This is a genomic window from Streptomyces sp. NPDC127197 (assembly GCF_042672405.1).
In the GTDB taxonomy this organism is placed as follows: domain Bacteria; phylum Actinomycetota; class Actinomycetes; order Streptomycetales; family Streptomycetaceae; genus Streptomyces; species Streptomyces flavusporus.
Window position 1 is genome coordinate 43,427 of the sequence record NZ_JBHXVG010000014.1, and the last position, 22,332, is coordinate 65,758.

Consider the following 22,332-nt stretch of genomic DNA (forward strand, 5'->3'; position numbering starts at 1 on the left):
CGAGTCAGGCGTACGAGGCGGAGGGCAGCGGATCGAGCGCACGCACCGGCCGGACGCTGCCGACCGGCTGTCCGCCGCCGAGCAGCGGCTCGCCCGCGAACTCGGCGAGCAGCGCCGGGTCGACACCGGCCCGGGCCAACGCCGCGGCGGCGACCGGGATCCGGGCCCGGTCGGCGCCGTCGGCGATCTTCACGGCGACGGTCCGGCCGTCCGGGAGCGCGGCGACCTGGACGCCCTCGAAGCCGTCCTTGGCGAGCAGTCCGGGCACGGCCCGCATCAGCGCGGCCACGTCCCGGCCGGAGCCGGACGCCATCTCGGCGTGCTCGCGCATCGCGTCGGCGACCCGTGCCTCGGGGGTGCCGGGAGCGGCGGTGGTGATACGGGCGGCGACCCGCGCAAGGCCGTGCAGGGAGACGGCGAACAGGGGTGCGCCGCAGCCGTCGACGGTCACCCTGGCGATGCGCCGACCGGTGAGGTCCTCGACGATCTCGGCGATGGCCTGCTGGAGGGGGTGGGCGGGGTCGAGGTAGTCGTCGAGGGGCCAGCCGTTGAGCTTGGCCGTGTAGAGCATGGCGGCGTGCTTGCCGGAGCAGTTCTGGGCGAGCCGGGAGGGCATGCGGCCCTCGCGCACCCAGGCGTCCCGGACGACCGGGTCGAACGGCAGGTCGGGGACGTTGCGCAGGTCGTCCTCGGCGAGTCCGGCGATCTCGAGGATGCGCCGGGTGCCGGCGAGGTGGCGCTCCTCCCCGGAGTGGCTGGCGGCGGCGAGCGAGAGCAGCTCGCCGTCGAGCGGGAGCCCGGCCCGCACCATGGCGACGGCCTGGACGGGCTTGAGTGCCGACCGAGGGTAGAAGGCGGCCTCGATGTCGCCGAGCTGGAGCTGGACCTCGCCGTCCGCACCGAGGACGACGACGGAGCCGTAGTGGATGCCTTCGACCATCCCGCCGCGTATGAGGTGGGCGACGGGGGCGTGGAGGGGCTCACGGACTGGGGGTGCGTCCGCGACGGAGCTGCTGTACATCACTGCCTGGTTCATCGGCGAGGTGTCGTCGGCCGGGGCGCGGTTCACGCGTCGGCCCTGGTGGAGGTGGTGCGTATCCGGCCGCGCATGCCGTACCGGCCCGCGACCAGCGCCGCGACGATCAGCGGCAGGCACAGCACGTCTCCGGCGTCGACATGGCCGGAACGTTTCTGCACAGCGTCGCGCGGGGACTGCTCGCTCACGCCTCGGGTCCGCCTTCCATGGTGTCCGTGCGCGCGGAGCGCACGATGTCGGTGAGGGTGGTCTCGACTCGGTCGAGGTGGTGGGACATGGCCTCGAGCGCGTCGTGCTCGGAACCGTCGATCAGCGCCTCGACGATCGCCCGGTGCTCACGGTTGGACTGCTCCCGGCGTCCGCCCAGCTCGTTCAGGAACGCCGACTGGCGGGCGAGCGCGTCCCGGATCTCCTCGATGACCCGGCGGAACACCGGATTCTGCGCGGCCTCGGCCACGGCCAGATGGAAGAGGGTGTCCATCGCGACCCACGCGGTGGTGTCCGTCTCCCGCTCCATGCGGTCCAGCAGGTGGGCGAGGTGGTCGAGGTTCTCCGGGGTGCGGCGCAGCGCCGCGTACCCGGCGACCGGGATCTCGACGTGCCGGCGCACCTCCAAGAGGTCACTGGCCGAGTAGTCGCCGAACGTGGGGTCCTCGACGCTGCTCGCGACGACGAAGGTGCCCTTGCCGGTCTTGGCCACGGTCAGCCCCATCGTCTGCAGGGCGCGCAGGGCCTCCCGCAGCACCGGGCGGGACACCTCGAGGGTGCGGCAGAGCTCCGCCTCGGAGGGGAGCTTGTCGCCGATCGCGTACTCGCCGCGCTCGATGGCGCCGCGAAGGTGGGAGAGCACCGCTTCCATCGCGCTGACGCGCCGCGGGCCCACTCCACCTGTCTGGCTGTCTGACAGGTTCACGAGGTGATACTCCGGGTGGCCGGCGGGTGGTGTCAAGCGGGCCGAGCGCACCGCAAACCGGTGGACCCCCCGTTTCGGCAGTGGGGCTACCCGCACCCCACGTGGGGGGAAGACGTCATTCTGCTTCCGGGAAATGGTTCACATACTGAAGCGCATGGCCAATCCAATGGTGCTCCCGGGGAACTCGTCCACGCACGAAGAACAACGCGAACAGCAAAGGGGAAGCGACTTTTCCGAACTGTCGCGCCGCATAACCGAAGCCGGGCTTCTGCGGCGCCGGCCGTTGTATTACACCGTGCGTTTCGGGGCGGTGACCCTCGCTCTTGCGGGAGGCATCGGGGCGTTTCTCGCGCTGGGGGACAGCTGGAGCCAGCTGATCGTCGCCGCTTTCCTGGCCGTGATCTTCGGCCAGCTTGCGCTGGCGGCCCACGACCTCGCCCACCGGCAGGTCTTCTCCCGCCGACGCCCCAGCGAGGTCGGCGGTCTGCTGGTCGCCGATCTGCTGCTGGGCATGAGCTACGGCTGGTGGATGAACAAACACACCCGGCACCATGCGAATCCGAATCACGAGGGGAAGGACCCCGACGTCTCCCCCGATATTCTGGTGTGGTCACAGCGGCAGGCACGCAAGGCAAAGGGGCTGCCCCGTTTCATCGGAAAACACCAGGCCGTGCTCTTCTTTCCGCTGCTCACCCTGGAAGGGCTGAATCTGAGTTTCGCCAGCTTCAAGGCGCTGGGGAACGCGTCGATGAAACGGCCGGTGCTGGAGGGGGCGCTGCTCGTCGTCCATTTCGTCGTGTACTTCGGCGCCCTGTTCACCGTGCTCTCCCCTGCCCAGGCGCTCGCCTTCGTCGCCGTCCACCAGGGCCTGTTCGGGATCTGTCTCGGCTCGGTGTTCGCACCCAATCACAAGGGGATGCCGATGATCGAGGAGGGGATGCGGCTGGACTTCCTGCGTCGCCAGGTCCTCACATCGCGCAACGTCAGGGGCGGCGTGCTCATCGATGTCTTCATGGGCGGGCTCAACTACCAGATCGAGCACCACCTCTTCCCCAGCATGCCGACGCCGGCGCTCGGCAGGGCCCAGGTCATCACCGAGCGGTACTGCGCCGAGCTGGGCATCCCGTACCACCAGACCGGGCTGCTCGCCTCGCACCGAGAGGCGTTGCGCCACCTCAGGAGCGTCGGAGAGCCGCTGCGGGACGCGGGCGACTGACTCGAAACCGCTGGGTGCCGGTGCCCAGGGCGGGGTCTTCGCGCCCGCACCCGTCACGACCACACGGCCTCGGCGATCGACACCCCCGCGAACGCCGCGCCGAGACCCGCGCTCACGCTGGCCACGACGTTGACGGCGGCATAGAGCCCGGCCCCCGTCTCGGCCAGCCGCAGTGTCTCGTACGAGAAGGTCGAGTACGTGGTCAGGGCGCCGCACAGGCCGGTGCCGAGCAGCAGCTGAAGGTGGGAGTCCGCGGCGCCCGCCGCTGCCGCGCCCGCCAGCAGGCCGAGGACCGCACAGCCGACGACGTTGACGGCGAAGGTGCCCCAGGGGAAGACGGAGTCGTGCCGGGACTGCACCGCCCGGTCGGCGAGATAGCGGAGCGGGGCGCCGATCATGGCGCCCGCGACGACCAGCAGCCAGTTCACCACGGCTTCTCCCCCTGCGTGCCCGATGCGCCCCGGCCGACGTACCTGATGACCTCGCAGTCGTCGAGGATCACGAGTCCCTCGGTGACCAGTTCGTCGAGCTGTGGCAGGAAGGCCCGGACGCGCTCCTCGGTGTCGACGATCACGACGGCCACCGGCAGGTCCTCGCTCAGGGACAGCAGCCGGGAGGTGTGGATCACGGACGAGGCACCGAAGCCTTCGATGCCCTTGAAGACGCTGGCGCCCGCCAGCCCCGCCGCGCGGGCCCGGTGCACGATCTCGGAGCAGAGGGGCCTGTGGTGCCAGGTGTCGTTCTCACCGACGAAGACGGTCACGCGCGTGGCGTTGCCGGTCAGCCGGGTCATCGCTGCCTCCAGGTCAGGAAACGGCGGGTCGCGGTCGCGCCGAGCCACACCGCGGCGAGCGCCGCCGACACGGTCGCGGCCAGATACGCCAGGGCGGTGCGCGGGTGGCCGGCGTCGACCAGCCGCTGAATGTCGACGGCGTACGTCGAGAAGGTCGTGAAGCCGCCGAGCACTCCGGTGCCGACGAAGGGGCGGACCAGGCGGTGGGCGACCCGGACGTCGGTGATGATCACCATGAACACGCCGATCACGGCGCAGCCGATGACATTGACCCAGAAGGTCGGCCAGGGGAACCCGCCCGTCTGCGCGGGCCACCACACCGAGGCCGCATACCGGGCCGTCGCGCCGATCGCCCCGCCGACGGCGACCACCGCGACGACGGGCACCTGGGCGCGCCAGGCGCGCCGCCGTGGGGGACGCGTGTCCAGGGGGAGGCTCTCGGTCTCCGGGGCTGTCATGACGGTACGTCTCCTACTCGCCGGGGCCCTGACTGCGGGCGCCTGTCGTCGCAAGTAGGGACCGTTGGCGGCACCGACGCCGCGGTTCGGGTACGGCGGGCCCCACCGCCGCGCCGCGGGGGAACGCGGCTCACGCCAGACTAGCTCCGGGGCCGCGCACCCGTCACTTCGGGGCCGGTGCCTCGCACACCGCGACGCCGCGCTCCCAGACACTGCCCAGGATCAGCAGGTCGCCCACTTCACAGACGCTGGTGATCATGCGGAAGCCGGTGCGGTGGTGGGTGAGGTGGTGGACGACGTCTCCGTCGTCGTCGACCGCCAGGACACCGGCCGCGGCCGGAGGGCGGAAGGGGGCGTGCACGGCTGTCCGGGCCGCGGCGCGGCGTACGGGGTCGGGCGCGCGCTGCAGCAGGTCCAGGGCGGGCACGCGGGGCCCGGCCAGCGCGACCCAGATCGGGCTGTCGGGGCCGCCGCGCCAGATGTTGTCGGGCATGCCCGGCAGGTGCTCCACGAGGGGTTCGTGCCGACCGGCGCGCGGGCCGGTGAGCCAGTAGCGGGTGAGCCGGCACGCGCTGGTCTCGGCGACGACCAGGAACGACCCGTCCCGGCTCACCGTGAGGCCGTTCGCGAACTGCAGGGAGTCCAGCAGCACTTCGGGCCGGTCGCTGCCGGGCTCCAGCCGCAGGAGGTGGCCTGTGCCTGTCTGTTCGACCACTTCGCCGATCCAGTGCTCCAGCGGATAGCGGTGACTGGAGACGGTGAAGCAGACGCTGCCGTCCGGCAGGGCGACCGCGTTGCTGCAGAAGCGCAGGGGCTCCCCCGCCACCGAGTCGGCGAGGACGCGTACGGCGCCGTCGGCGAGGTCGGCGCGCAGCAGTCCGCGTTCGGCGTCACAGACCAACACGGCGTTGTCGGGGAGGAGTTCGAGGCCGAGTGGACGGCCGCCGGTCTCGGCGAGGGTCTCGACCCGGGTCGCCGTCGGGTCGGCCAGGCCGTCGAGACGCAGGATGCGGCCGTCCTCGACCCCGGTCAGGACGCGGCCCTGCACATCGGCGACGACGTCCTCGGGGCCGCGCGCGCCGACGTCGACATAGCGGAGCGGCACGAGAGGAGCGGGGCTGGGCATGGGCGGCGGACCTTCGCGGTCGGGGGCGTGATCCTCGGGTGGGTACCCGTCGTGACCGCTTCCCTACCAGCCCTTCTCGAACATCCGGGCCACCTCGGCGATCCGGACCTCGTCGCGGCGGTAGTAGGTGCGGCGCCGGACGCGCTTGGCGTGCAGCATGCCGAGGTCCGCGAGGAGGGTGAGGTGGGTGTGGGCCACCGCGCGGCGGACGCCGAGCTTCGCGGCGACGGCGTCGGCGGAGACCCCGTCCGCCACGAGGTCGGTGTGCCGCCGGCGGGGGAAGTGGGCGACCGGATCCTTCAGCCACTCCAGGATGCGCAGGCGGATGTCGTGGGCGGGAGTCCTCAGCATCACATCCCCCTTGGTCCGGGCCCTCTACATGCGACTTGCCCACTGTGGCGCCGGGCAAGCCGCCATGCTCGGCACACCGCCGGACTTGACCGGGATCGAACGGGCCTTCGACTCAATGTCGCGGAACAGCGAGGACCCGGCCGCGGAGGTGCGCACTCTCACGGCCGGGTCCTCGGGTCCTGGGATCCGCCCGGGATCAACGCGATGGGGTCCTCACCTCAGCCCAGCCGCCCCCGGCGATCCCCGCAGAATCCGCTCAGCGGTGACTGAACCACGCCATCGCCGGGAGCGCCCTGTCGTCGTAGCCGAACAGGGCCTGGTTCTCCCAGCCGTTGCCGGAGGCGGCGTCGGTCGGGTCCCAGCCGTTGCCGCCCACCGCGGTCCAGGTCGCCTCCCAGTAGAAGACGCCGAGTCCGCGGCCGTTCGGGACCGCCTCCACGATGCTCGCGATGTCCTTCATCCACTGCGTCTGCCCGGCCGTCGAGGCCGCGTAGCCGGACACGAGCTCGCTGGAGAGGTCGATGATGTTCTCGTGCGCGTCCTCGCTGTCGAGGCGGAAGGGGTAGGCCGTCTCGGCGACGAAGACCGGCTTGCCGTAGCGGGCGGCCGCGTCGTCCAGCGTGGTCTGGAAGTCGTGGAGCGTGCCGTGCCAGTAGCCGTAGTACGACAGGCCGATCGCGTCGAACTTCACGCCATTGGCCACCGCGCTGTCGAACCACCAGCGGGTGCCGGACAGGTCACCGCCCTTGGCGAGGTGCAGCGCGACGGTGGTGGACGAGTTGACCGCCTTGACGGCGTCGTATCCACTGTTGAGCAGCCCGGCGAGCTGCGTCCAGTTGCTGGTTGATCCCTCGTTCCACAGCATGCCACCGTTGATCTCATTGCCGACCTGGACCATGTCGGCGGTGGTGCCCTGCGCCTTCAACGCGTTCAACACGTCGTACGTGTGGTTGTACACGTCCGTCTTGAGTTGACTGTACGAGTGGCCCGCCCAGGCGGCCGGCTTGGACTGGGCGCCGGGGTCGGCCCAGGTGTCCGAGTAGTGGAAGTCGACCAGGAGCTTCATGCCCTGCGCCTTGATGCGCTTGGCCATCGCCAGCACACGCGTCTTGTTGTTGTAGCCGTCGGCCGGGTTGACCCACACCTTCAGGCGCGCGTAGTTCATGCCGGACGACTTGAGGATGGCGAGGGCGTCGCCGGTGGTGCCGGAGCTGTTCTTGTAGACACCGCCCTTGGCCTCGCTCTTGGCGAGGGAGGAGATGTCGGCACCCTTGATCGACGTGCTGGACGTGCCCGACGTGAAGGTCAGGTCGTCAACATTGATCCAGTTGCCCGCGTTCGCGTCACTGTTGATGCTGATGGTGCACTGATTGTTCGTCACATTGACCGGCACGACGATCCGGATCCACCCACTGGCGGACACCGGCAGATCGGTGCGCTGCTCCGCGCTGCCGCAGTTCTTCAGGGCTATGTACGCGGATTTCTGGCCACCGCCGGAACGGACCCACGCGGTCAGCTTGTAGTTGCCGTTGGTGAGCCCGGAGAGGTACTGGTACGTCTCCACCTTGTAGGCGGTGGACGCCCAGTGGCTCAGCCGGTAACTGCCGCTGCGGCCACCGGCTTCGACGTACGAGGCGCCGGTCGAGCCGTACTCGGACCAGCCGCCGGGCGTGGCCGCGCCCGTGCCGTCGGTCTCGAAACCGCCGTTGGTGAGCGTGCTCGCCGCAGCCGCGGTCGGGACGGGCAGGGTGGTCAGGGCGAGCCCGGCCGTGAGCGGCAACAGCAGGGCTCTGAGGGTGCGTCTGGGATGGAACTTCATCGTCCGTCGTCCCTTCGACGTGATGGGGATGGGGGGTGCCCCTCTCGTGGGGATGAGGGGCCCCTCCGCCCGCGGCTCTCGTGGCACACACGGGCGGAGGGGAGTCGGCTCAGCCGTCGAGTCGTACGACTCGTACGGCTCCCGCCGGAACCGCCAGGCGGCCGGCGGCGCGTTCGCCGGTCAGCAGCTCGGTTCCGGACGTGTCCAGCGGCACCTTGGCGTCGGCGGCGGTGTGGTTGACGGCGAACAGGAAGGTGCCCGACTCGCCGGTGCGGCGCACGACTTCGACGTCGTGGGGCAGGTCGGCGCGCGGGGCGATGCGGGCGTCCTCGGCGGCCCGGCCCAGCAGCGCGTCGAGGCCGTCGGTGCCGAGGCGGGTCGAGACGTACCAGGCGGTGCCCTCGCCGAGGCGGTGCCGGGTGACGGCGGGGCGGCCGGCGGTGAGGCCGTCGGCGTAGGTCCACACCGCCTCGGCGCCGCGCGGCACCACGAACTCCGTCCACACGTCGGCGCCGAGCTCGGCGCCGTCCGGGCCGGTGATCCGGACCTTCTCGCCCTTCAGGAGCGGCGAGAACTCCTCCACCGTCAGGCCGAGGACCTCCCGCAGCGGGCCGGGATAGGCGCCCTCGTGGACGGCGTCGTGCTCGTCGACGATGCCGGAGAAGTACGACACGACGAGGGTGCCGCCGTTCTCGACGTACTCCTTGAGGTTGAGCCCGGCCGCCTCCGTCATCAGATAGAGCGCGGGCACGACGACAAGGGGATACGCCGACAAGTCGGCTTCCGGATGGGCGAAGTCGACGGTGAGGTGGCGGTCGTAGAGCACCTCGTAGAAGGTGTCGGCGCGTTCACGGGCGTCGTGGTCCTCGGTGGGGCGCCAGTCGAGGTTCTGCGCCCACCAGGAGTGCCAGTCCCACAGGACGGCCACGTCCGCCTGGGTGCGGGTGCCGCGGATCGGGCCCAACGTGTCGAGGGACGCGCCGAGTTCGACGACCTCGCGCCACACGCGCGTGTCGGTGCCGCCGTGCGGCAGCATCGCCGAGTGGAACTTCTCCGCGCCGCGCCGGGACTGCCGCCACTGGAAGAACATGGCGCCCTCGGAGCCGCGTGCCACGTGCGCGAGGGAGTTGCGGGCCATCTGGCCGGGCGCCTTGGCCGGGTTGCGGGCCTGCCAGTTGACGCCCGAGGTGGAGTGCTCGAGGAGCAGCCAGGGGGCACCGCCGGCGACGGAGCGGGTCAGGTCGGCGGCCATCGCGAGGTTGACGTGGGTGCGGCGGCCGTCGGTGATCAGGTAGTGGTCGTTGGTGACGAGGTCGACCTCGCGGCCCCAGGCCCAGTAGTCGATGGAGTCGCACTGGCTGAGCGCGGTCATGAAGTTGGTCGTGACCGGCACGCCCGGTGAGAGGCGGTGCAGGATGTCCCGCTCCGTGCGGAAGTTCTCGCGGATGGTGGCGTCGGCGAACCGCTTGTAGTCCAGCGCCTGCCCGGGGTTGCCGACGGTGGGGGTGAGACGCGGTGGGTTGATCTGCTCGAAGTCGGTGTACCGCTGGCCCCAGAACGCCGTGCCCCAGGCCTCGTTGACCGCGTCGACCGTCTTGTACGTGGCCCCCAGCCAGCGGCGGAAGTGCGCGGCGCAGGAGTCGCAGTAGCAGGCGGAGACGGGGACGCCGTACTCGTTGTGCACGTGCCACATCGCGAGGGCGGGGTGGCTGCCGTAGCGCTCGGCGAGCCGGGTGGTGATGTTCGCGGCGGCCGCGCGGTAGTCGGCGTTGCTGTGACAGATGGCGCCGCGCGAGCCGAACTCGTAGCGGGTGCCGTCGGCGGTCATCGGCAGGGCCTCGGGGTGGGCCCGGTAGAACCACACCGGCGGCACCACGGTGGGCGTGCCGAGGTCGACGCGGATGCCGTTCTCGTGCAGCAGGTCGAGCAGGCGGTCGAGCCAGCCGAAGTCGTACACCCCGGGTTCGGGCTCCAACAGCGCCCAGGAGAAGATCCCGACACTCACCATGGAGACGCCGGCCTCCCGCATCAGCCGGACGTCCTCCTGCCAGACGGTTTCCGGCCACTGCTCGGGGTTGTAGTCCCCACCGAAGGCGAGCCTGGTGAGGCCCCTGGGGGTGGTCTCCGGCATGGATCTCTCCCGTTTAATCGATCATTTGGGAACGTGCACACACAGCTGCGGCGGTGCGAGCCCAACATAACCGCACAGCAACAACCATTGACAAGTGTCTGGGATGTTTCTCTACTGTGAACGCTCACAGAAGCATGACAGGGCCTCGCGACGGGCGAGGACCCAGGTCAGCAGGCATCTGCATGGCAGGTCTCCGCAGCGGGCGGGGACCCTGGTCAGGGGAGAGTTCCATGCCGAACACGAAGCGCCGTCGCCTCGTGGCAACCACCGTCGCCGTCACGCTCGGCGCCACCGCACTCGCCGCCTGCGGTTCCGAGGACGACGGCGACGCCCAGTCGGGCCCGGTCTCGCTGACGTACTGGACCTGGACGCCCGGCATGGACAAGGTCGTCGACCTGTGGAACAAGGGGCCGGGCAAGAAGGAACAGATCACCGTCACGGTGAAGAAGCAGGCGTCCGGCGACACGCTGGTCACCAAGATCCTCACCGCGCACAAGGCAGGCAAGGCGCCCGACCTGGTGCAGGCCGAGTACCAGGCGCTGCCGACGCTGGTCAGCAATGACGCGCTCGCCGACATATCGGGCGAAGTCGGGGACGCGAAGGGCAAGTTCGCCGAGGGCGTCTGGCAGCAGACGACGCTGGGCACGGACGCGGTCTACGCGGTCCCGCAGGACGTCGGGCCGATGATGTTCTACTACCGCGAGGACCTCTTCAAGAAGTACGACCTGACGGTCCCGACGACCTGGGACGAGTTCGCCGAGACCGCGCGCAAGCTGAAGAAGGCGTCCCCGGACACCGATCTCACCACCTTCTCCGCCAACGACTCCGGCCTCTTCGCGGGCCTCGCGCAGCAGGCCGGCGCCAAGTGGTGGACCACCGAGGGCGACAAGTGGAAGGTCGGCATCGACGACGCGGCGACGCAGAAGGTCGCCAAGTTCTGGGGTGACCTCGTCGAGGAGGGCGCCATCGACAACCAGCCGATGTACACCCCGGCCTGGAACAAGGCGCTCAACACCGGCAAGCAGATCGCCTGGGTCAGCGCCGTGTGGGCGCCGGGCACGCTGAGCACCGCCGCGCCCGACACCAAGGGCAAGTGGGCCATGGCTCCGCTCCCCCAGTGGTCCGAGAGTGAGAACGTCACCGGCAGCTGGGGCGGCTCCTCCACCGCGGTCACCACGGACTCCGGGAACAAGGAGGCCGCCGCGAAGTTCGCCGCCTGGCTGAACACCGACGGCGAGGCCCTGAACGCACTGGCCAAGGAGAGCGGCATCTACCCGGCCTCCACCTCCGCGCAGCTCAGCGGCGCCTTCACCACGCCGCCGGACTACTTCTCGAACCAGGCGGACTTCTACACCCAGGCCGCGGAGATCGCGAACACCACCGCGCCCTCCGCGTGGGGCCCGAACGTCAACGTCGCCTACACGTCCTTCAAGGACGCCTTCGGCGCCGCCGCCAAGAACAAGTCGGACTTCACCGCCGCCCTGAAGACGATGCAGGACGACACGGTCGCCGACATGAAGAAGCAGGGCTTCGAGGTCGCCGAGTGACCAGCACGGCACGCCGGAAGTCGTACGGGGTCAAGGGGGCCCCGTACGGCTTCCTCATCCCCGCATCGATCCTCTTCGTCCTGTTCTTCGCGCTGCCCATCGGGTACGCGATCTGGCTCAGCTTCCGCAAGGTGCAGGTCTCGGGCCTCGGCCTGGGCGCCGGTGCCCGGAAGGAGGTCTGGGCCGGGCTGGAGAACTACACCGACGCCTTCACCGACAGCGAGCTGCTGGACGGTGCGCTGCGCGTCCTCGGCTACGGCTGCATCGTCGTTCCGGTGATGCTCGGCCTCGCCCTGCTGTTCGCCCTGATGCTCGACTCCGAGAAGGTCAGGCTCGCACCCTTCTCCCGGCTCGCGATCTTCCTGCCGTACGCCATTCCCGGCGTCGTGGCGGCGCTGCTGTGGGGCTTCCTGTACCTGCCGGACGTCAGTCCCTTCTACTTCGTGCTCGACAAGCTGGGCCTGCCGCAGCCGGACCTGCTGGACGGCGGTCCGCTGTTCCTCGCCCTGTCGAACATCGCGGTGTGGGGCGGCACCGGCTTCAACATGATCGTCATCTACACCTCGCTGCAGTCCATTCCGGGCGAGGTCTACGAGGCGGCGAAGCTGGACGGCGCCACGCCGCTGCAGATCGCGCTGAAGATCAAGATTCCGATGGTGGCGCCCTCGCTGGTGCTGACTTTCTTCTTCTCGATCATCGCGACGCTCCAGGTGTTCAGCGAGCCGACCACTCTCAAGCCGCTCACCAACTCCGTGTCCACGACCTGGAGTCCGCTGATGAAGGTGTACCAGGACGCCTTCGGCAAGGGCGACATCCACGCCGCCGCGGCGCAGGCCACGATCATCGCGCTCGTCACGCTGCTCCTGTCCTTCGGCTTCCTGCGGGCCGCGAACCGTCGTAACAAGCAGGAGGCAGCACGATGAGTTCTCTTGCCGTCCGCAAGGCCGCCCCGGCGGCCGGCACGACCCCGGGCACCGCCCAGGGTCCGCCGCTGCGCCGCCGGATCGCGCTCGTCCCGACGATCACGCTGCTCATCGGCGCGATCTACTGTCTGCTGCCGGTCGCCTGGGTGGTGATCGCGTCCACCAAGTCCGGCAGCGAGCTGTTCTCCACGTTCACCTTCCTGCCGGGCACCGGCTTCGCCGAGAACCTGTCGGATCTGAGTGCCTACCGCGACGGGGTGTACTGGCAGTGGATGGGCAACTCGGCCCTCTACGCCGGTCTCGGCGCCCTGCTGTCGACGGTGGTGTCGTCGTTCAGCGGCTACGCGCTGGCGATCTACCGCTTCCGCGGCCGCGAGGCGATCTTCAACGTGCTGCTCGCGGGCGTGCTGATGCCTCCGGTGATCCTCGCCATCCCGCAGTACCTGCTGCTGGCGAAGGTGGACCTCACGGACTCGTACCTGTCCGTGCTGCTGCCGCAGATCCTCTCCCCGTACGGCGTCTACCTCGCGCGGATCTACGCCGCCGCCGCGGTCCCGTCCGACGTGGTGGAGGCCGGGCGGATGGACGGGGCGAGCGAGTGGCGGATCTTCACCCGGATCGCGCTGCCGATGATGATCCCGGGGCTGGTGACGGTGTTCCTGTTCCAGTTCGTGGCCATCTGGAACAACTTCCTGCTGCCGTACATCATGCTCAGCGACGACGAGAAGTTCCCGATCACCCTCGGCCTGCACACGCTCCTGGAGCAGGGTGCCAACACCCCGGCGCTGTACACACTGGTGATCACGGGCGCGTTCCTCGCGGTGTTCCCGCTGGTCGCGCTGTTCCTGGTCATCCAGCGCTTCTGGAGCCTCGATCTGCTCTCCGGAGCCGTAAAGTCATGACCATGAGCAACACGGGGGGCCGGCGCAGACCGCCGACGATTCACGACGTGGCGCGCGAGGCGGGTGTCTCGCGCGGCACGGTCTCGCGCGTGCTCAACGGCGGGCACTACGTCAGCCCGGCCGCGCAGGAGGCGGTCAACGCCGCCATCCGCAGGACGGGTTACGTCGTGAACCGGCATGCCCGCTCGCTGATCACCGGGCGTTCGGACTCGATCGGCTTCCTGCTGACGGAGCCGCAGGAGCGGTTCTTCGAGGATCCGAACTTCAACGTCCTGTTGCGCGGCTGCACCCAGGCGCTGGCCCGGCATGACATCCCGCTGCTGCTGATGCTGGCCGGCACCGAGGACGAACGGCGGCGCATCACGCGGTACATCACCGCGGGACACGTCGACGGGGTGCTCCTCGTCTCCAGCCACTCCGGGGACCCGGTGGCCCAGGAGCTGCGCGAGGCGGGGGTGCCGCTGGTCGCCTGCGGCAAGCCGATCGGGCTGGGCTCGAAGGTGAGTTACGTCGCCGCCGACGACCGGGACGGCGCGCGGGACATGGTCCGGCATCTGCTGTCCCTCGGCCGTCGGCGGATCGGCGTGGTCACCGGCCCGCTCGACACCCCGGGCGGTGTCGAGCGGCTCGCCGGGTACAAGGAGGTGCTCGGCGAGGCCGGCGTCGAGATCGACGAGCGGCTCATCGTGTCCGGCGACTACAGCCGGGCCAGCGGTGAGGCGGGCGCCGAGCGGCTGCTCGCGCAGGCCCCGGACATGGACGCGGTGTTCGTCGCGTCCGACCTGATGGCACAGGGCGTGCTGGCGGCACTCCAGCGGGCGGGGCGCCGGGTACCGCAGGACGTGGCGGTCGGCGGCTTCGACGACTCCCCCGCCGCCGTCGCGGCGAGCCCGGAGCTGACGACCATACGGCAGCCGTGGGACCGGATCAGCGCCGAGATGGTGCGGGTCCTGCTCGCGCAGATCGGGGGCGAGGATCCGGCCGCCGTGATCCTGCCCACGGAGCTGGTGAAGCGGGAGTCCACGTAGCCGTTGCACGCACACTAGTTGCACACTCAACGAACGGCCGATTCGGTGTTACCGTGCGGATATGGCAGCGAACACGGCCCAGTCCGGCCTGGAGCAACGGTGGCGGGACATCCTGTCGGCGCATGCACGGACGATGTGCGAGATCGACCGCGTGCTGCATCCGCACGGCCTGGGGGCGAGCGACTTCGAAGTGCTCGACATTCTCGCCACCGAGTCGCCGGAGGAGGGCGACCAGTGCCGGGTGCAGAACCTCGTGGGGCGGGTGCATCTGAGCCAGAGCGCCCTGTCCCGCCTCATCGGCCGGCTGGAGAAGGACGGCCTGGTCGAGCGCTCCGTCTGCGCAGAGGACCGGCGCGGCGTCTGGGTGACCCTGACCCGCAGGGGCCGCGAGCTGCACGCCGAGGTCCTGCCCCTGCAACGGGCGGCCCTGGCCCGCACACTGCAGGGCTGACATGGGCGTTCACCGGGGGTGAACGCCCGTGGTCACCTCTGTGGCCGGGCCAGCAGGGTGCGCACGCCGTCCGAGGTGAGCGTCAGGCCGTGCGACGAACTGCCGTCGATGGTGAGGGACAGATCGTCGGAGGGCCACTGCGAGGCGAGCGCGCCAAGCGGTACGAGGCGGTAACGGGAGACGAACGGCAGCAGCTCGGCCATCTCCAGCTCCGAGGTGAAGACGGGCACCACCGGGCGCCCGTCCGGTTCCTCCAGCACGGGCAGCGCCACGGCGGAGGGATCGGCGGCCTCCTCCTCGAGGGCGTCGTCGGGCACCGGGACGAGCACCTCACTGCTCGCGAGCGTGTCCAGCGCCGCCGTGTCCTCGGTGTTCTCGGCGAGCACGTCGAGTGCCCGCTGGGCCGGGGTGGCATTGTTGTCGTTCGCGGGTGTCTCCATGACAGATCCCCTGGTAGCGGTGGTCGTACGGCCGCCCGGCACGAGGTCGCCCCGGCGCGGCATCCCACGCGTACCCGACCCGGCGGAACCCAACCCTCCGCGCCCGCCGGGCGGTGCTCCGGCGCCGGAAAAGGAGGTGAGGCCGGGCCCGCCCGCTGGTTGTATGAGTGCCATGCTGTCCACCGACCGCCTGCTGGCCTTCGCGGCCATGTCCTTCGTGCTGATCGTGATCCCCGGGCCGAGTGTGCTGTTCGTGATCGGCCGGGCGCTCGCGCAGGGCCGGCGCGCCGCGCTGACCACCGTCGTGGGGAACACGCTGGGCGCGTATGTGCTGGTCGTCGCCGTGGCGCTGGGGGTGGGGGCGGTGGTCGAGCGTTCCGTCCTGGTGTTCACCGTGCTGAAGCTGGCAGGCGCCGCGTATCTGATCCACCTCGGGGTCAGGGCGTGGCGGCAGCGTGGTGCCCTGCAGGCCGCGTTCACCGCCGACGAGGGTCGCCGGGGTGGTCTGCGCACGATGTGGGAGGGGTTCGCGGTCGGGGTGGCCAACCCCAAGACCATCGTGTTCTTCGCCGCCGTGCTGCCCCAGTTCGTGGACCGCGCTCAGGGGCATGTCGTGGTGCAGATGCTGCTGCTCGGTCTGGTCTTCAACATCATCGCGGTGGTCTTCGACAGTCTGTGGGGGCTGACCGCGGCCACCGCCCGGGACTGGTTCGCCCGCTCCCCGCGGCGGCTCTCCCTGGTCGGCGGCGTCGGCGGCCTCACCATGATCGGCCTGGGTGTCACGGTCGCCGTGACGGGCCGCAAGGACTGAACAGCGGGGGCCGGCCGGCGGTCGCCCGCGACTGACCGCCCTCGGGGCCCTCGTCTCCGACCTGCGGCTCGGCGGAGGCGGAGGCGGCGCTGTCCGGTGTATCTGCGGCAGCCCGGACATGGGTTCATCATGGCCTGTGTGGCCACCTACAGGCTGATCGCCGGTTGTTTGTCGCGCTTCGGCCCTGGCGGCGCTCGACGAGCGCGCGTTCGCTCGCGACGGTGGCCGCCGCGGCGCCTGCCTCCTGCTGCAGCGCCGGTTCCCCGCTCCTCGGTGAGAAGAAAAAGTGCCGTGTCATGGATACAAAGCTTGAGGTCGTGGTGATTCCGGTCGCCGACGTGGACCGGGCCAAGGCCTTCTACAAGGCGCTGGGCTGGCGGGAGGACGCCGACTTCCCCGCCGGGGACGACTTCCGCGTGGTGCAGATGACCCCGCCCGGCTCTCCCTGCTCGGTGATCTTCGGCACCGGAGTCAGCGACGCCGCGCCCGGATCGGCGCAGGGGCTGCACCTGGTCGTGTCGGACGTCGTGGCGGCCCGCGCGGAGCTCGTCGAGCGGGGAGCGGAGGTCGGCGAGGTCTTCCACGACGCCGGAGGCGTGTTCCACCGCGCCGGTACCGACAACCGGGTCCCCGGGCCCGACCCCGAACGCCGCAGCTACGCCTCCTTCGCCTCCTTCAGCGACCCCGACGGCAACGGCTGGATCCTGCAGGAGATCACCGAACGCCTTCCCGGCCGCTGAGGCTGCTGCTCCGCGGCTACTGGCCGAGGCGGTCCAGATCGGCGGGGGTCATGCCGAGCGGGGCCGAGGACGACGACGCCGAGTTCCTCGGTCAGTGCCATGAACCGCTCCGCATCCAGCTCGGTCTCCGGCGTGGCCAGGTGAAGTGGGGTGTCGGCCCGGACGACGAACTCGGCGAATCCGGCCGGCGAGGAGTCGGACTTCTCGCGGGTGCCGGTGTACCGGTCGCATGGGGCCGGTGAACAGGCGAAATCGCCCCGGGCCGGCGCTCGGTCAGCGGCTGCGGGTGCGGCTGACCGAGTCGGAGCCGGAGGTGTGGCTGGTCCGGTCCGTGCCGGCGGACGGACCGCCCGCCCTGAGCGAGGCCACGGCGGACGCGGGATCGTCGGCGTAGAAACGGAAGGTGCGAGCCTCGGCGGGCTTGCCCAGGGCGCGTACGTACCGCACCGGCTCGGTGAGCTCGACGGTGACCGTCGTCTGACCGTCCACCGCCATGTCGGCGACGCCGTTCTCATCCACGACGGCCAGCTTGCCGTGCGGGAACTTCCGGTCCAGGCGGACGGAGGCTATGCGGTCGGCCGGGATGCGGATGTCCAGCAGGGCGCCGTAGCGCAGGCGCAGCGAGCCGTCGGCCCCGATCACATGCGGGCGAACCACGCAGGAGGCGTGCAGGGCGATGACGAAGTAGCAGCCCCAGATGTCGAGGACGAGAGTGACGGCGTGCACCACGGGCCAGGGGATCAGAAAGGCGAGGGCCACGGTCTCGACGACGCAGACGAAGAAGAAGCCGTACATGACCGCGGTCTGACCCGAGGCGTACGGAATGGGCAGGTCCCCCTCGCGTACACCGTGCGGTCCGCGGCGGGTCACCCAGCGCAGGAAGCTGGTGGAGAGGAAGACCTCGTGGGCGGTCAGCTTGCGCACGGGCGCCGGGACGGTGTCGGCGATCGCGGCGCGGAAGGCAGGGCCGCGCTCCAGACCGTCCCGACGGTGCCGGCGGTAGTCGAGGGAGAGCAGGGCGGTCGCCGCGGCCATCAGCGCGAGTACCGTCAGCTCCACCGCCAGCCGGACGGCTGGGGCTGTGCGCACCCCGCCGACCACGCACAGGACGAGCATGAGTTCCCCGGGGACGAGCGTGGCGAAGGACCAGCGCACCGCCTTTCTCAGCGCCTTCACCTGGCACGCTCCCGCAGCAGCTCGATGGCGCGGCGCACGGCCGCGGCCTGGGCGGGGGCGAAGTCCGCGAAGAAGGCGTCCGCGAAGCCGCCGTCCTCACCCACGGCGCCGTCGTCCGGGATGGCCATCGACTGCGCCGCCTCGTCCGGGATGCTGTCGACGATGGCCCGGGCGGTCCGCTCCACCCGCGGGTCGTCCTCGGCTGCCTCGGCCAGCTCGTCCAGCTGTGCGTAGACCTCGTAAGCGCGCCGCATGGCCTCCGGCCCGGCGCTGAGGCTGCGCACCATGGCGTCGAGCCAACCGCGGTCGCCGCCTGGTGAGCCGGTCTCCAGAAGGGCGAGCAGTTCCCGCTCCCTGGCCGCCATCGCCGGCTCCGGCCCGGGCAACCGCGCCGAGGCGCGGGCCATGTCGGTGAAGAGGGCGGCGAGTTCGGGCGAGATGGGGGCCTCGGCGGGCAGCCGCCCGGTCTGCTCGGCCTGCTCGAGCAACTGGCGCAGGCGGGCGCGGCGCTGCCGGATGGACTCCTCCTGGCGGGCCAGGTCGGCGTCCAGCTCGGTGAGGATCTCGACGAGATCCTTGCCCGCGTCGTCCACCAACACGTCCTTCACCTCGTCCAGGCTCAGGCCGAGCTCGGTCAGACGGCGGATGCGGGCCAGCTCGACGGCGTCGCGCAGCGAGTACTCGCGGTACCCGTTGGGCTGCCGCGGCGGCTCGGGCAGCAGCCCGATGCGGTGGTAGTGCCGCACGGCGCGGGTGGTGATGCCGGCGATGCCGGCGAGCTCTCCGATTCGCATGGCCCCAGTAGAAACGTTGTCGCCGCAACAAGGTCAAGCGGCACGGTTCACGGCTGGCGGCCTCTGCCGAACGCCGACAGGGTGTCCGCGCTCAGCCTGTACAGCACACCGTGCAGGCCGATGTCGTGCACCTCGTGGAAGGAACGGCCCGGGGGCAGAGGCAGATCCGGCGGGGTCGTCGCCTCGGCCACCCGGGCCGTCCCGGTCGTGATGTCCTGCGCGCTCGTCGGTCACTCGGTGAGGGCGAGGAACTCCCGCACGGGCAGCGCCCGGTCGACGATCCGTGTGTCGCCGATCCAGCCGTAGAAGCCCTGCCCGAAGCGCGCGTCGAACTGTGTGGCGCCGAGGACGAAGGGCTTGCCGAGGGTGGCGATGCCGGTCGACGGCTGCGTGGGGTTGCGTGCGATCTTCGAGCCGTCCACGTACATCACCGTGCGGCGGCCGTCGTTGACGACGGCGATGTGCATCCAGCGGCCGACGGGGACGGCGTGGGACCACGACGTCGGGTCGGCGTCCTGGAGGTGCGGGTAGACGACGAACTGCAGGAACCTCTCCGGTGACAGGTTGAGACTGCAGGTGGGTTCCAGCGGCGACCAGCCGGTGGTCTTGCCCGCGTCGCCGTTGCGGCCCTCCCAGCTGAGGATGCCCATCCAGCTGTGGTCGCCCTCGAACGGCTCCGGCAGCCGGACGAAGGTCTCGATGGTGTAGCCGCGGGTGAACTTCTCGCTGTTCAACGGCGCCTGCGCGGCGGTCCGCAGGACGGCGCCGCGGTCGGGGCTCTTGCCTCCGTCGAAGCGGAGGCTGGCGTGCGCGGGCTGTCCGGGGTGGTGGTCCCGGGACCAGGTCAGCGCCTCGGGCCCGCTGGAGTGCAGTCGGCTCACCGTCAGGTCGTTGCCGTTGCCGGTGAGGTCACGTACGACCACGCCGTCGGCGACGGGGGCTCCGGGGGCGCCGGCCGCGGGGGTTCCGGACGCGTCGAACCGCCAGTAGGCGACCGTGCCGCGGGGCATCACCGCGGAGGCCGGGCGCGGCTCGGGCGGCACGACGGGGGCGAAGCCCTTGAACCGCTCGCCGAAGTCGATGTCGATGCTGAACCGGTCGACGGGGCCGGTGAGTTCGATGGTCTCGGCCGCCAGCGGCGACCGCTGCTGCGGGTCCCGGGCGAGGAACCACGGCGAGAAGGTCTCGACGTCGATGACGCCGCGGACGAGGTCGAAGCCGTAGGTGCGGATCATCCCGGCGCCGCCGTAGTAGCGGTCCTGGTAGTTGGTGATGTGGACGTGGACATCGTTGTCGGCGTCGTTGGTCAGGACCGTGCGCCCCGGGGGCCAGTAGTGGCCGCCGAGCGCGAGGAAGATCTGGTCGTTGCCGCGGATGAGGCCGTTCCACAGGCGGGTGCCGTGGCCCGACAGCTGGGCCTTGCCCTCGTCGTCCGACCAGGCGATGTCGTGTGTGGTGAGGATCGCGGGCAGTGTGGGGTGGGCGTCGAGGACGCCCTGAGCCCACCGCAGTCCCTTGTCCGACACCCGCCAGTCCAGGGCGAGGACGATCCACTCCCGGCCCCCCGCCCTCAGGACGTGGTAGCTGTTGTAGCCGTCGGGCGAGGCACCCCGGAAGGTCGGCATGGCGGCGTAGCGGCGTGGCCCGAAGGCGGCGAGGTAGGCGGAGTCGCCACGCTGGTCGTCCGTGGACGACCGGATGTCGTGGTTGCCGGCCAGCACGCTGTAGGGCACCTTGCCGTGGAGGGTGCGGAAGGTGTCGGCGGCGAGTTCGATCTCGTCCTCGGTGCCGTGTTCGGTGACGTCGCCGAGGTGCGTCATGAAGGCGATGTTGGACACGGACCGCTCGGCCACGAGGTAGCGGAAGGTCTCCCGCAGCGGGGTGGGGTCGGCGCTGTCGGCGTCGAAGAGGTACTGCGTGTCCGGGAGGACGGCCAGTGCGAAGCGCGGGCTCTCGGTGTCGAACCGGCCGCCGCCTGCGCGGTTCTCGGCGGCCGCGGCCGTCGTGGCATCCAGCCCCGCGACCGCCGCGCCGGCTGCCGGGACGGCGACCGCGGCGCGCAGCAACGCGCGTCTGTGCAGGGAAGTTTGCTGTCTGTCTGCGCTCATCGATGCTCCACGGGAGAAAGCTGGGTCGGGTCAGCCCGTACGCTGCTCACCCGCCCTGGCCACCCGGTGGCGTGGAGCTGAACACCGGCTGCATGGACGCCGCCGGTGCGTCCCTCTCACTACAACCCGACGCTCAGCACGTCCGCGGCCCGCACCGCCCGCCCCGACGCGAGGGACTCGTTCGCGGCCAGGCCGGTCACGAGGGACCGGGCGCCGGCCGTGGCGTCGGCTGCACGGCCGAGGGGGTCGGTGCCGGCGACGCCGAAGAGGTCGTCGAGCATGCGGACGTCACCACCGCCGTGGCCGCCCTCCCCCGTGGCGACCTTGATCTCGCGGGGGCGTTCCCAGAAGCGGCGCAGCAGCAGTTCGGTGCGGCCCGCGTCCTCGTCGGTCTCGGCGCCGTGCAGTGCGGTCTGGGTGCCGGGACGTGACCAGGTCGTCTCCTCGACGAGGAGTTCCAGTCGTCCCTCGCTGCCGTTGAAGGCGATGCGGTAGCCCTCCCAGGGCGCGTACGCCGTCAGGTGGTACGTCAGCGTGGCGCCGGAGTCGTAGCGCACCAGTACGGCCATGTCGTCCTCGATGGTCACGCCCGGTGCGAAGACGTTCTGGTCGCGGTGGTAGCCGTCCTCCGACTCTGCGTCCAGGTAGAGCGACTTGAGGATCGGCTCGTCGGCGAGGTGCAGGGCGTACGGGTCGTCGTCGGCCGCCGGGGAGCCGTGTGCGCGGGCGTAGCCGCGGGCCAGGCCCCGGCGTCGGCCGGCCTCGTCGCCGTAGAAGAAGAGGCCGCCCTGTGCGAAGACGGTGTGCGGCGTCGCGTCCAGCCACCAGTTGACCAGGTCGAAGTGGTGGGTCGACTTGTGGACGAGGAGTCCGCCGGAGTTGGCCTTGTCGCGGTGCCAGCGGCGGAAGTAGTCCGCGCCGTGCCGCAGGTCGAGGAGCCATTCGAAGTGCACCGAGCCGACCTCGCCGATCTCGCCGCCCGCGAGGAGTTCCCGTACGGCCGAGTGCACCGGGTTGTAGCGGTAGTTGAACGCCACCCGCACCGAGCGTCCGGTCCGCCGCTGTGCGTCGAGGATGCACCGGGCGCGCTCGGCGTCCGTCGTCATCGGTTTCTCGGTGACCACGTCGCAGCCCGCCTCGAGGGCGCGCACGATGTAGTCGTCGTGGGTCCGGTCCACGGTGCACACCACCACGAGGTCGACCCGCTCGCGGCGCAGCATCTCGTCGAAGTCCTCGGCCCCGTACGTGGGTACGGGCGCGCGGTCCGGGTGCACGGACGCGATCCAGTCGTTGTGGACGTCCATGCGGTGCGCGTTGACATCGCAGAAGCCCACAAGATCTACTCGGTCCGCGTAGGGGCCGGCCAGTGCCTGCGTGTAGAGCCGGGCGCGGGTGCCCAGACCCACCACGGCACAACAACGTCGGGGCGCGGTGTCGAAGGTCATGCGGAGCCTTTCGTTCCGATGAGGCGGTGCAGGGGTCTTGTCGTGACATCCGGACGTCCCTAGGGTCGCAGAACGATGCAAGCGCTTTCTAGAGGTCTGGAGAGGGGTGACTCCGCATGCCCGG

The 22,332-nt window shown here is 70.6% G+C and carries 24 protein-coding genes and 1 pseudogene; 9 read left to right on the plus strand and 16 right to left on the minus strand.

Translation table 11 applies throughout. The features are described from left to right. Positions 1–4 precede the first annotated feature (4 nt). Genes ACFVJQ_RS22480 through ACFVJQ_RS22490 form a run of 3 tightly spaced genes read right to left on the minus strand, consistent with a single transcriptional unit; the run spans position 5 to position 1,895 of the window. A complete protein-coding gene (locus ACFVJQ_RS22480; RefSeq protein ID WP_385786405.1) occupies positions 5–1,021 on the minus strand; it encodes an asparaginase in 1,017 nt (338 codons plus the stop codon). Between the two features lie 44 nt (positions 1,022–1,065). Continuing rightward, positions 1,066–1,224 carry a hypothetical protein gene (locus ACFVJQ_RS22485; protein WP_385514102.1) on the minus strand — a complete coding sequence of 53 codons (159 nt, stop codon included), beginning with the start codon at positions 1,222–1,224 and terminating at the stop codon, positions 1,066–1,068. After that, a complete protein-coding gene (locus ACFVJQ_RS22490; protein ID WP_385514150.1) occupies positions 1,221–1,895 on the minus strand; it encodes a FadR/GntR family transcriptional regulator in 675 nt (224 codons plus the stop codon). Before ACFVJQ_RS22490 ends, ACFVJQ_RS22485 begins: the two co-directional genes overlap by 4 nt. A 208-nt stretch (positions 1,896–2,103) precedes the next feature. Between ACFVJQ_RS22490 and ACFVJQ_RS22495 the strand changes: the two genes are divergently transcribed. Continuing rightward, complete coding sequence (locus ACFVJQ_RS22495) at positions 2,104–3,165, plus strand: fatty acid desaturase family protein (RefSeq protein ID WP_385786168.1); 1,062 nt, start codon at positions 2,104–2,106, stop codon at positions 3,163–3,165. 53 nt (positions 3,166–3,218) lie between these two features. Here ACFVJQ_RS22495 and crcB (ACFVJQ_RS22500) read toward each other — a convergent pair whose 3' ends face one another. The 7 genes from crcB (ACFVJQ_RS22500) to ACFVJQ_RS22530 form a co-directional block, all read right to left on the minus strand. Next, complete coding sequence (gene crcB / locus ACFVJQ_RS22500; protein WP_385514148.1) at positions 3,219–3,593, minus strand: fluoride efflux transporter CrcB; 375 nt, start codon at positions 3,591–3,593, stop codon at positions 3,219–3,221. Further along, entirely contained in the window at positions 3,590–3,958 is a 369-nt protein-coding gene (locus tag ACFVJQ_RS22505; RefSeq protein ID WP_385514101.1) for a DUF190 domain-containing protein, read from the minus strand. The genes crcB (ACFVJQ_RS22500) and ACFVJQ_RS22505 overlap by 4 nt, the downstream gene beginning before the upstream one ends. Beyond that, on the minus strand, positions 3,955–4,416 hold the full coding sequence (gene crcB / locus ACFVJQ_RS22510) for a fluoride efflux transporter CrcB (RefSeq protein ID WP_385514100.1): 462 nt from the start codon (positions 4,414–4,416) through the stop codon (positions 3,955–3,957). Before crcB (ACFVJQ_RS22510) ends, ACFVJQ_RS22505 begins: the two co-directional genes overlap by 4 nt. A gap of 163 nt (positions 4,417–4,579) precedes the next feature. Further along, entirely contained in the window at positions 4,580–5,542 is a 963-nt protein-coding gene (locus ACFVJQ_RS22515) for an SMP-30/gluconolactonase/LRE family protein (protein WP_385786172.1), read from the minus strand. Between the two features lie 63 nt (positions 5,543–5,605). Next, on the minus strand, positions 5,606–5,893 hold the full coding sequence (locus tag ACFVJQ_RS22520; protein ID WP_385514098.1) for an ArsR family transcriptional regulator: 288 nt from the start codon (positions 5,891–5,893) through the stop codon (positions 5,606–5,608). A 256-nt stretch (positions 5,894–6,149) separates the two neighbouring features. Beyond that, entirely contained in the window at positions 6,150–7,712 is a 1,563-nt protein-coding gene (locus ACFVJQ_RS22525; RefSeq protein WP_385786175.1) for a glycosyl hydrolase 53 family protein, read from the minus strand. Positions 7,713–7,821: 109 nt separating this feature from the next. After that, positions 7,822–9,843 (minus strand): beta-galactosidase, encoded by a 2,022-nt coding sequence (locus ACFVJQ_RS22530; protein WP_385786178.1) that lies wholly within the window; start codon positions 9,841–9,843, stop codon positions 7,822–7,824. Positions 9,844–10,073: 230 nt separating this feature from the next. Between ACFVJQ_RS22530 and ACFVJQ_RS22535 the strand changes: the two genes are divergently transcribed. The 5 genes from ACFVJQ_RS22535 (at position 10,074) to ACFVJQ_RS22555 (ending at position 14,694) form a co-directional block, all read left to right on the plus strand. Then, the gene (locus ACFVJQ_RS22535; RefSeq protein WP_385786181.1) at positions 10,074–11,390 is read left to right on the plus strand and encodes an ABC transporter substrate-binding protein; all 1,317 of its coding nucleotides are present in this window, start codon (positions 10,074–10,076) and stop codon (positions 11,388–11,390) included. Further along, positions 11,387–12,313 carry a carbohydrate ABC transporter permease gene (locus ACFVJQ_RS22540; RefSeq protein ID WP_385514094.1) on the plus strand — a complete coding sequence of 309 codons (927 nt, stop codon included), beginning with the start codon at positions 11,387–11,389 and terminating at the stop codon, positions 12,311–12,313. The genes ACFVJQ_RS22535 and ACFVJQ_RS22540 overlap by 4 nt, the downstream gene beginning before the upstream one ends. Further along, a complete protein-coding gene (locus ACFVJQ_RS22545; protein ID WP_224740419.1) occupies positions 12,310–13,215 on the plus strand; it encodes a carbohydrate ABC transporter permease in 906 nt (301 codons plus the stop codon). Before ACFVJQ_RS22540 ends, ACFVJQ_RS22545 begins: the two co-directional genes overlap by 4 nt. After that, positions 13,212–14,243, plus strand: a complete 1,032-nt coding sequence (locus ACFVJQ_RS22550) for a LacI family DNA-binding transcriptional regulator (protein ID WP_385514093.1) — start codon at positions 13,212–13,214, stop codon at positions 14,241–14,243. The genes ACFVJQ_RS22545 and ACFVJQ_RS22550 overlap by 4 nt, the downstream gene beginning before the upstream one ends. Positions 14,244–14,304: 61 nt before the next feature. After that, the gene (locus ACFVJQ_RS22555; protein ID WP_385514092.1) at positions 14,305–14,694 is read left to right on the plus strand and encodes a MarR family winged helix-turn-helix transcriptional regulator; all 390 of its coding nucleotides are present in this window, start codon (positions 14,305–14,307) and stop codon (positions 14,692–14,694) included. 32 nt (positions 14,695–14,726) lie between these two features. On the opposite strand, the gene ACFVJQ_RS22560 is transcribed toward ACFVJQ_RS22555, so the two are convergent. After that, a complete protein-coding gene (locus tag ACFVJQ_RS22560; protein ID WP_385514091.1) occupies positions 14,727–15,134 on the minus strand; it encodes an SseB family protein in 408 nt (135 codons plus the stop codon). A 172-nt stretch (positions 15,135–15,306) separates the two neighbouring features. Here ACFVJQ_RS22560 and ACFVJQ_RS22565 point away from each other — a divergent pair, with 172 nt between their 5' ends. The 3 genes from ACFVJQ_RS22565 (at position 15,307) to ACFVJQ_RS22575 (ending at position 16,927) form a co-directional block, all read left to right on the plus strand. Next, positions 15,307–15,945, plus strand: a complete 639-nt coding sequence (locus ACFVJQ_RS22565; protein WP_385786408.1) for a LysE family translocator — start codon at positions 15,307–15,309, stop codon at positions 15,943–15,945. A 296-nt stretch (positions 15,946–16,241) separates the two neighbouring features. Further along, positions 16,242–16,685 (plus strand): VOC family protein, encoded by a 444-nt coding sequence (locus ACFVJQ_RS22570; protein ID WP_385786185.1) that lies wholly within the window; start codon positions 16,242–16,244, stop codon positions 16,683–16,685. Positions 16,686–16,735: 50 nt separating this feature from the next. Next, positions 16,736–16,927, plus strand: a complete 192-nt coding sequence (locus ACFVJQ_RS22575; protein WP_385514089.1) for a hypothetical protein — start codon at positions 16,736–16,738, stop codon at positions 16,925–16,927. Between the two features lie 31 nt (positions 16,928–16,958). Here the strand turns inward: ACFVJQ_RS22575 and ACFVJQ_RS22580 are convergent, their stop codons facing one another. The 5 genes and pseudogenes from ACFVJQ_RS22580 to ACFVJQ_RS22600 form a co-directional block, all read right to left on the minus strand. Further along, positions 16,959–17,861, minus strand: coding sequence for a hypothetical protein (locus tag ACFVJQ_RS22580; protein ID WP_385786188.1), 903 nt, complete (start codon positions 17,859–17,861; stop codon positions 16,959–16,961). Continuing rightward, positions 17,858–18,655 carry a MerR family transcriptional regulator gene (locus ACFVJQ_RS22585; protein ID WP_385786191.1) on the minus strand — a complete coding sequence of 266 codons (798 nt, stop codon included), beginning with the start codon at positions 18,653–18,655 and terminating at the stop codon, positions 17,858–17,860. Before ACFVJQ_RS22585 ends, ACFVJQ_RS22580 begins: the two co-directional genes overlap by 4 nt. A 47-nt stretch (positions 18,656–18,702) precedes the next feature. Next, the gene (locus ACFVJQ_RS22590) at positions 18,703–18,846 is read right to left on the minus strand and encodes a hypothetical protein (protein WP_385786194.1); all 144 of its coding nucleotides are present in this window, start codon (positions 18,844–18,846) and stop codon (positions 18,703–18,705) included. A 39-nt stretch (positions 18,847–18,885) separates the two neighbouring features. Continuing rightward, entirely contained in the window at positions 18,886–20,763 is a 1,878-nt protein-coding gene (locus ACFVJQ_RS22595) for a LamG-like jellyroll fold domain-containing protein (RefSeq protein ID WP_385514085.1), read from the minus strand. A 119-nt stretch (positions 20,764–20,882) separates the two neighbouring features. Then, positions 20,883–22,257 (minus strand): annotated as a pseudogene (locus ACFVJQ_RS22600) (Gfo/Idh/MocA family protein). Positions 22,258–22,332: the final 75 nt, after the last annotated feature.

Coding starts and splice junctions, on each gene's coding strand:
- ACFVJQ_RS22480 (WP_385786405.1), bottom strand. CDS start 1,021: ATGTACAGCAGCTCCGTCGCGGACGCACCCCCAGTCCGTGAGCCCCTC.
- ACFVJQ_RS22490 (WP_385514150.1), bottom strand. CDS start 1,895: ATGGAAGCGGTGCTCTCCCACCTTCGCGGCGCCATCGAGCGCGGCGAG.
- ACFVJQ_RS22495 (WP_385786168.1), top strand. CDS start 2,104: ATGGCCAATCCAATGGTGCTCCCGGGGAACTCGTCCACGCACGAAGAA.
- ACFVJQ_RS22505 (WP_385514101.1), bottom strand. CDS start 3,958: ATGACCCGGCTGACCGGCAACGCCACGCGCGTGACCGTCTTCGTCGGT.
- crcB (WP_385514100.1), bottom strand. CDS start 4,416: ATGACAGCCCCGGAGACCGAGAGCCTCCCCCTGGACACGCGTCCCCCA.
- ACFVJQ_RS22515 (WP_385786172.1), bottom strand. CDS start 5,542: ATGCCCAGCCCCGCTCCTCTCGTGCCGCTCCGCTATGTCGACGTCGGC.
- ACFVJQ_RS22520 (WP_385514098.1), bottom strand. CDS start 5,893: ATGCTGAGGACTCCCGCCCACGACATCCGCCTGCGCATCCTGGAGTGG.
- ACFVJQ_RS22525 (WP_385786175.1), bottom strand. CDS start 7,712: ATGAAGTTCCATCCCAGACGCACCCTCAGAGCCCTGCTGTTGCCGCTC.
- ACFVJQ_RS22530 (WP_385786178.1), bottom strand. CDS start 9,843: ATGCCGGAGACCACCCCCAGGGGCCTCACCAGGCTCGCCTTCGGTGGG.
- ACFVJQ_RS22535 (WP_385786181.1), top strand. CDS start 10,074: ATGCCGAACACGAAGCGCCGTCGCCTCGTGGCAACCACCGTCGCCGTC.
- ACFVJQ_RS22545 (WP_224740419.1), top strand. CDS start 12,310: ATGAGTTCTCTTGCCGTCCGCAAGGCCGCCCCGGCGGCCGGCACGACC.
- ACFVJQ_RS22550 (WP_385514093.1), top strand. CDS start 13,212: ATGACCATGAGCAACACGGGGGGCCGGCGCAGACCGCCGACGATTCAC.
- ACFVJQ_RS22555 (WP_385514092.1), top strand. CDS start 14,305: ATGGCAGCGAACACGGCCCAGTCCGGCCTGGAGCAACGGTGGCGGGAC.
- ACFVJQ_RS22560 (WP_385514091.1), bottom strand. CDS start 15,134: ATGGAGACACCCGCGAACGACAACAATGCCACCCCGGCCCAGCGGGCA.
- ACFVJQ_RS22565 (WP_385786408.1), top strand. CDS start 15,307: ATGCTGTCCACCGACCGCCTGCTGGCCTTCGCGGCCATGTCCTTCGTG.
- ACFVJQ_RS22570 (WP_385786185.1), top strand. CDS start 16,242: ATGGATACAAAGCTTGAGGTCGTGGTGATTCCGGTCGCCGACGTGGAC.
- ACFVJQ_RS22575 (WP_385514089.1), top strand. CDS start 16,736: ATGCCGAGCGGGGCCGAGGACGACGACGCCGAGTTCCTCGGTCAGTGC.
- ACFVJQ_RS22585 (WP_385786191.1), bottom strand. CDS start 18,655: ATGCGAATCGGAGAGCTCGCCGGCATCGCCGGCATCACCACCCGCGCC.
- ACFVJQ_RS22595 (WP_385514085.1), bottom strand. CDS start 20,763: ATGAGCGCAGACAGACAGCAAACTTCCCTGCACAGACGCGCGTTGCTG.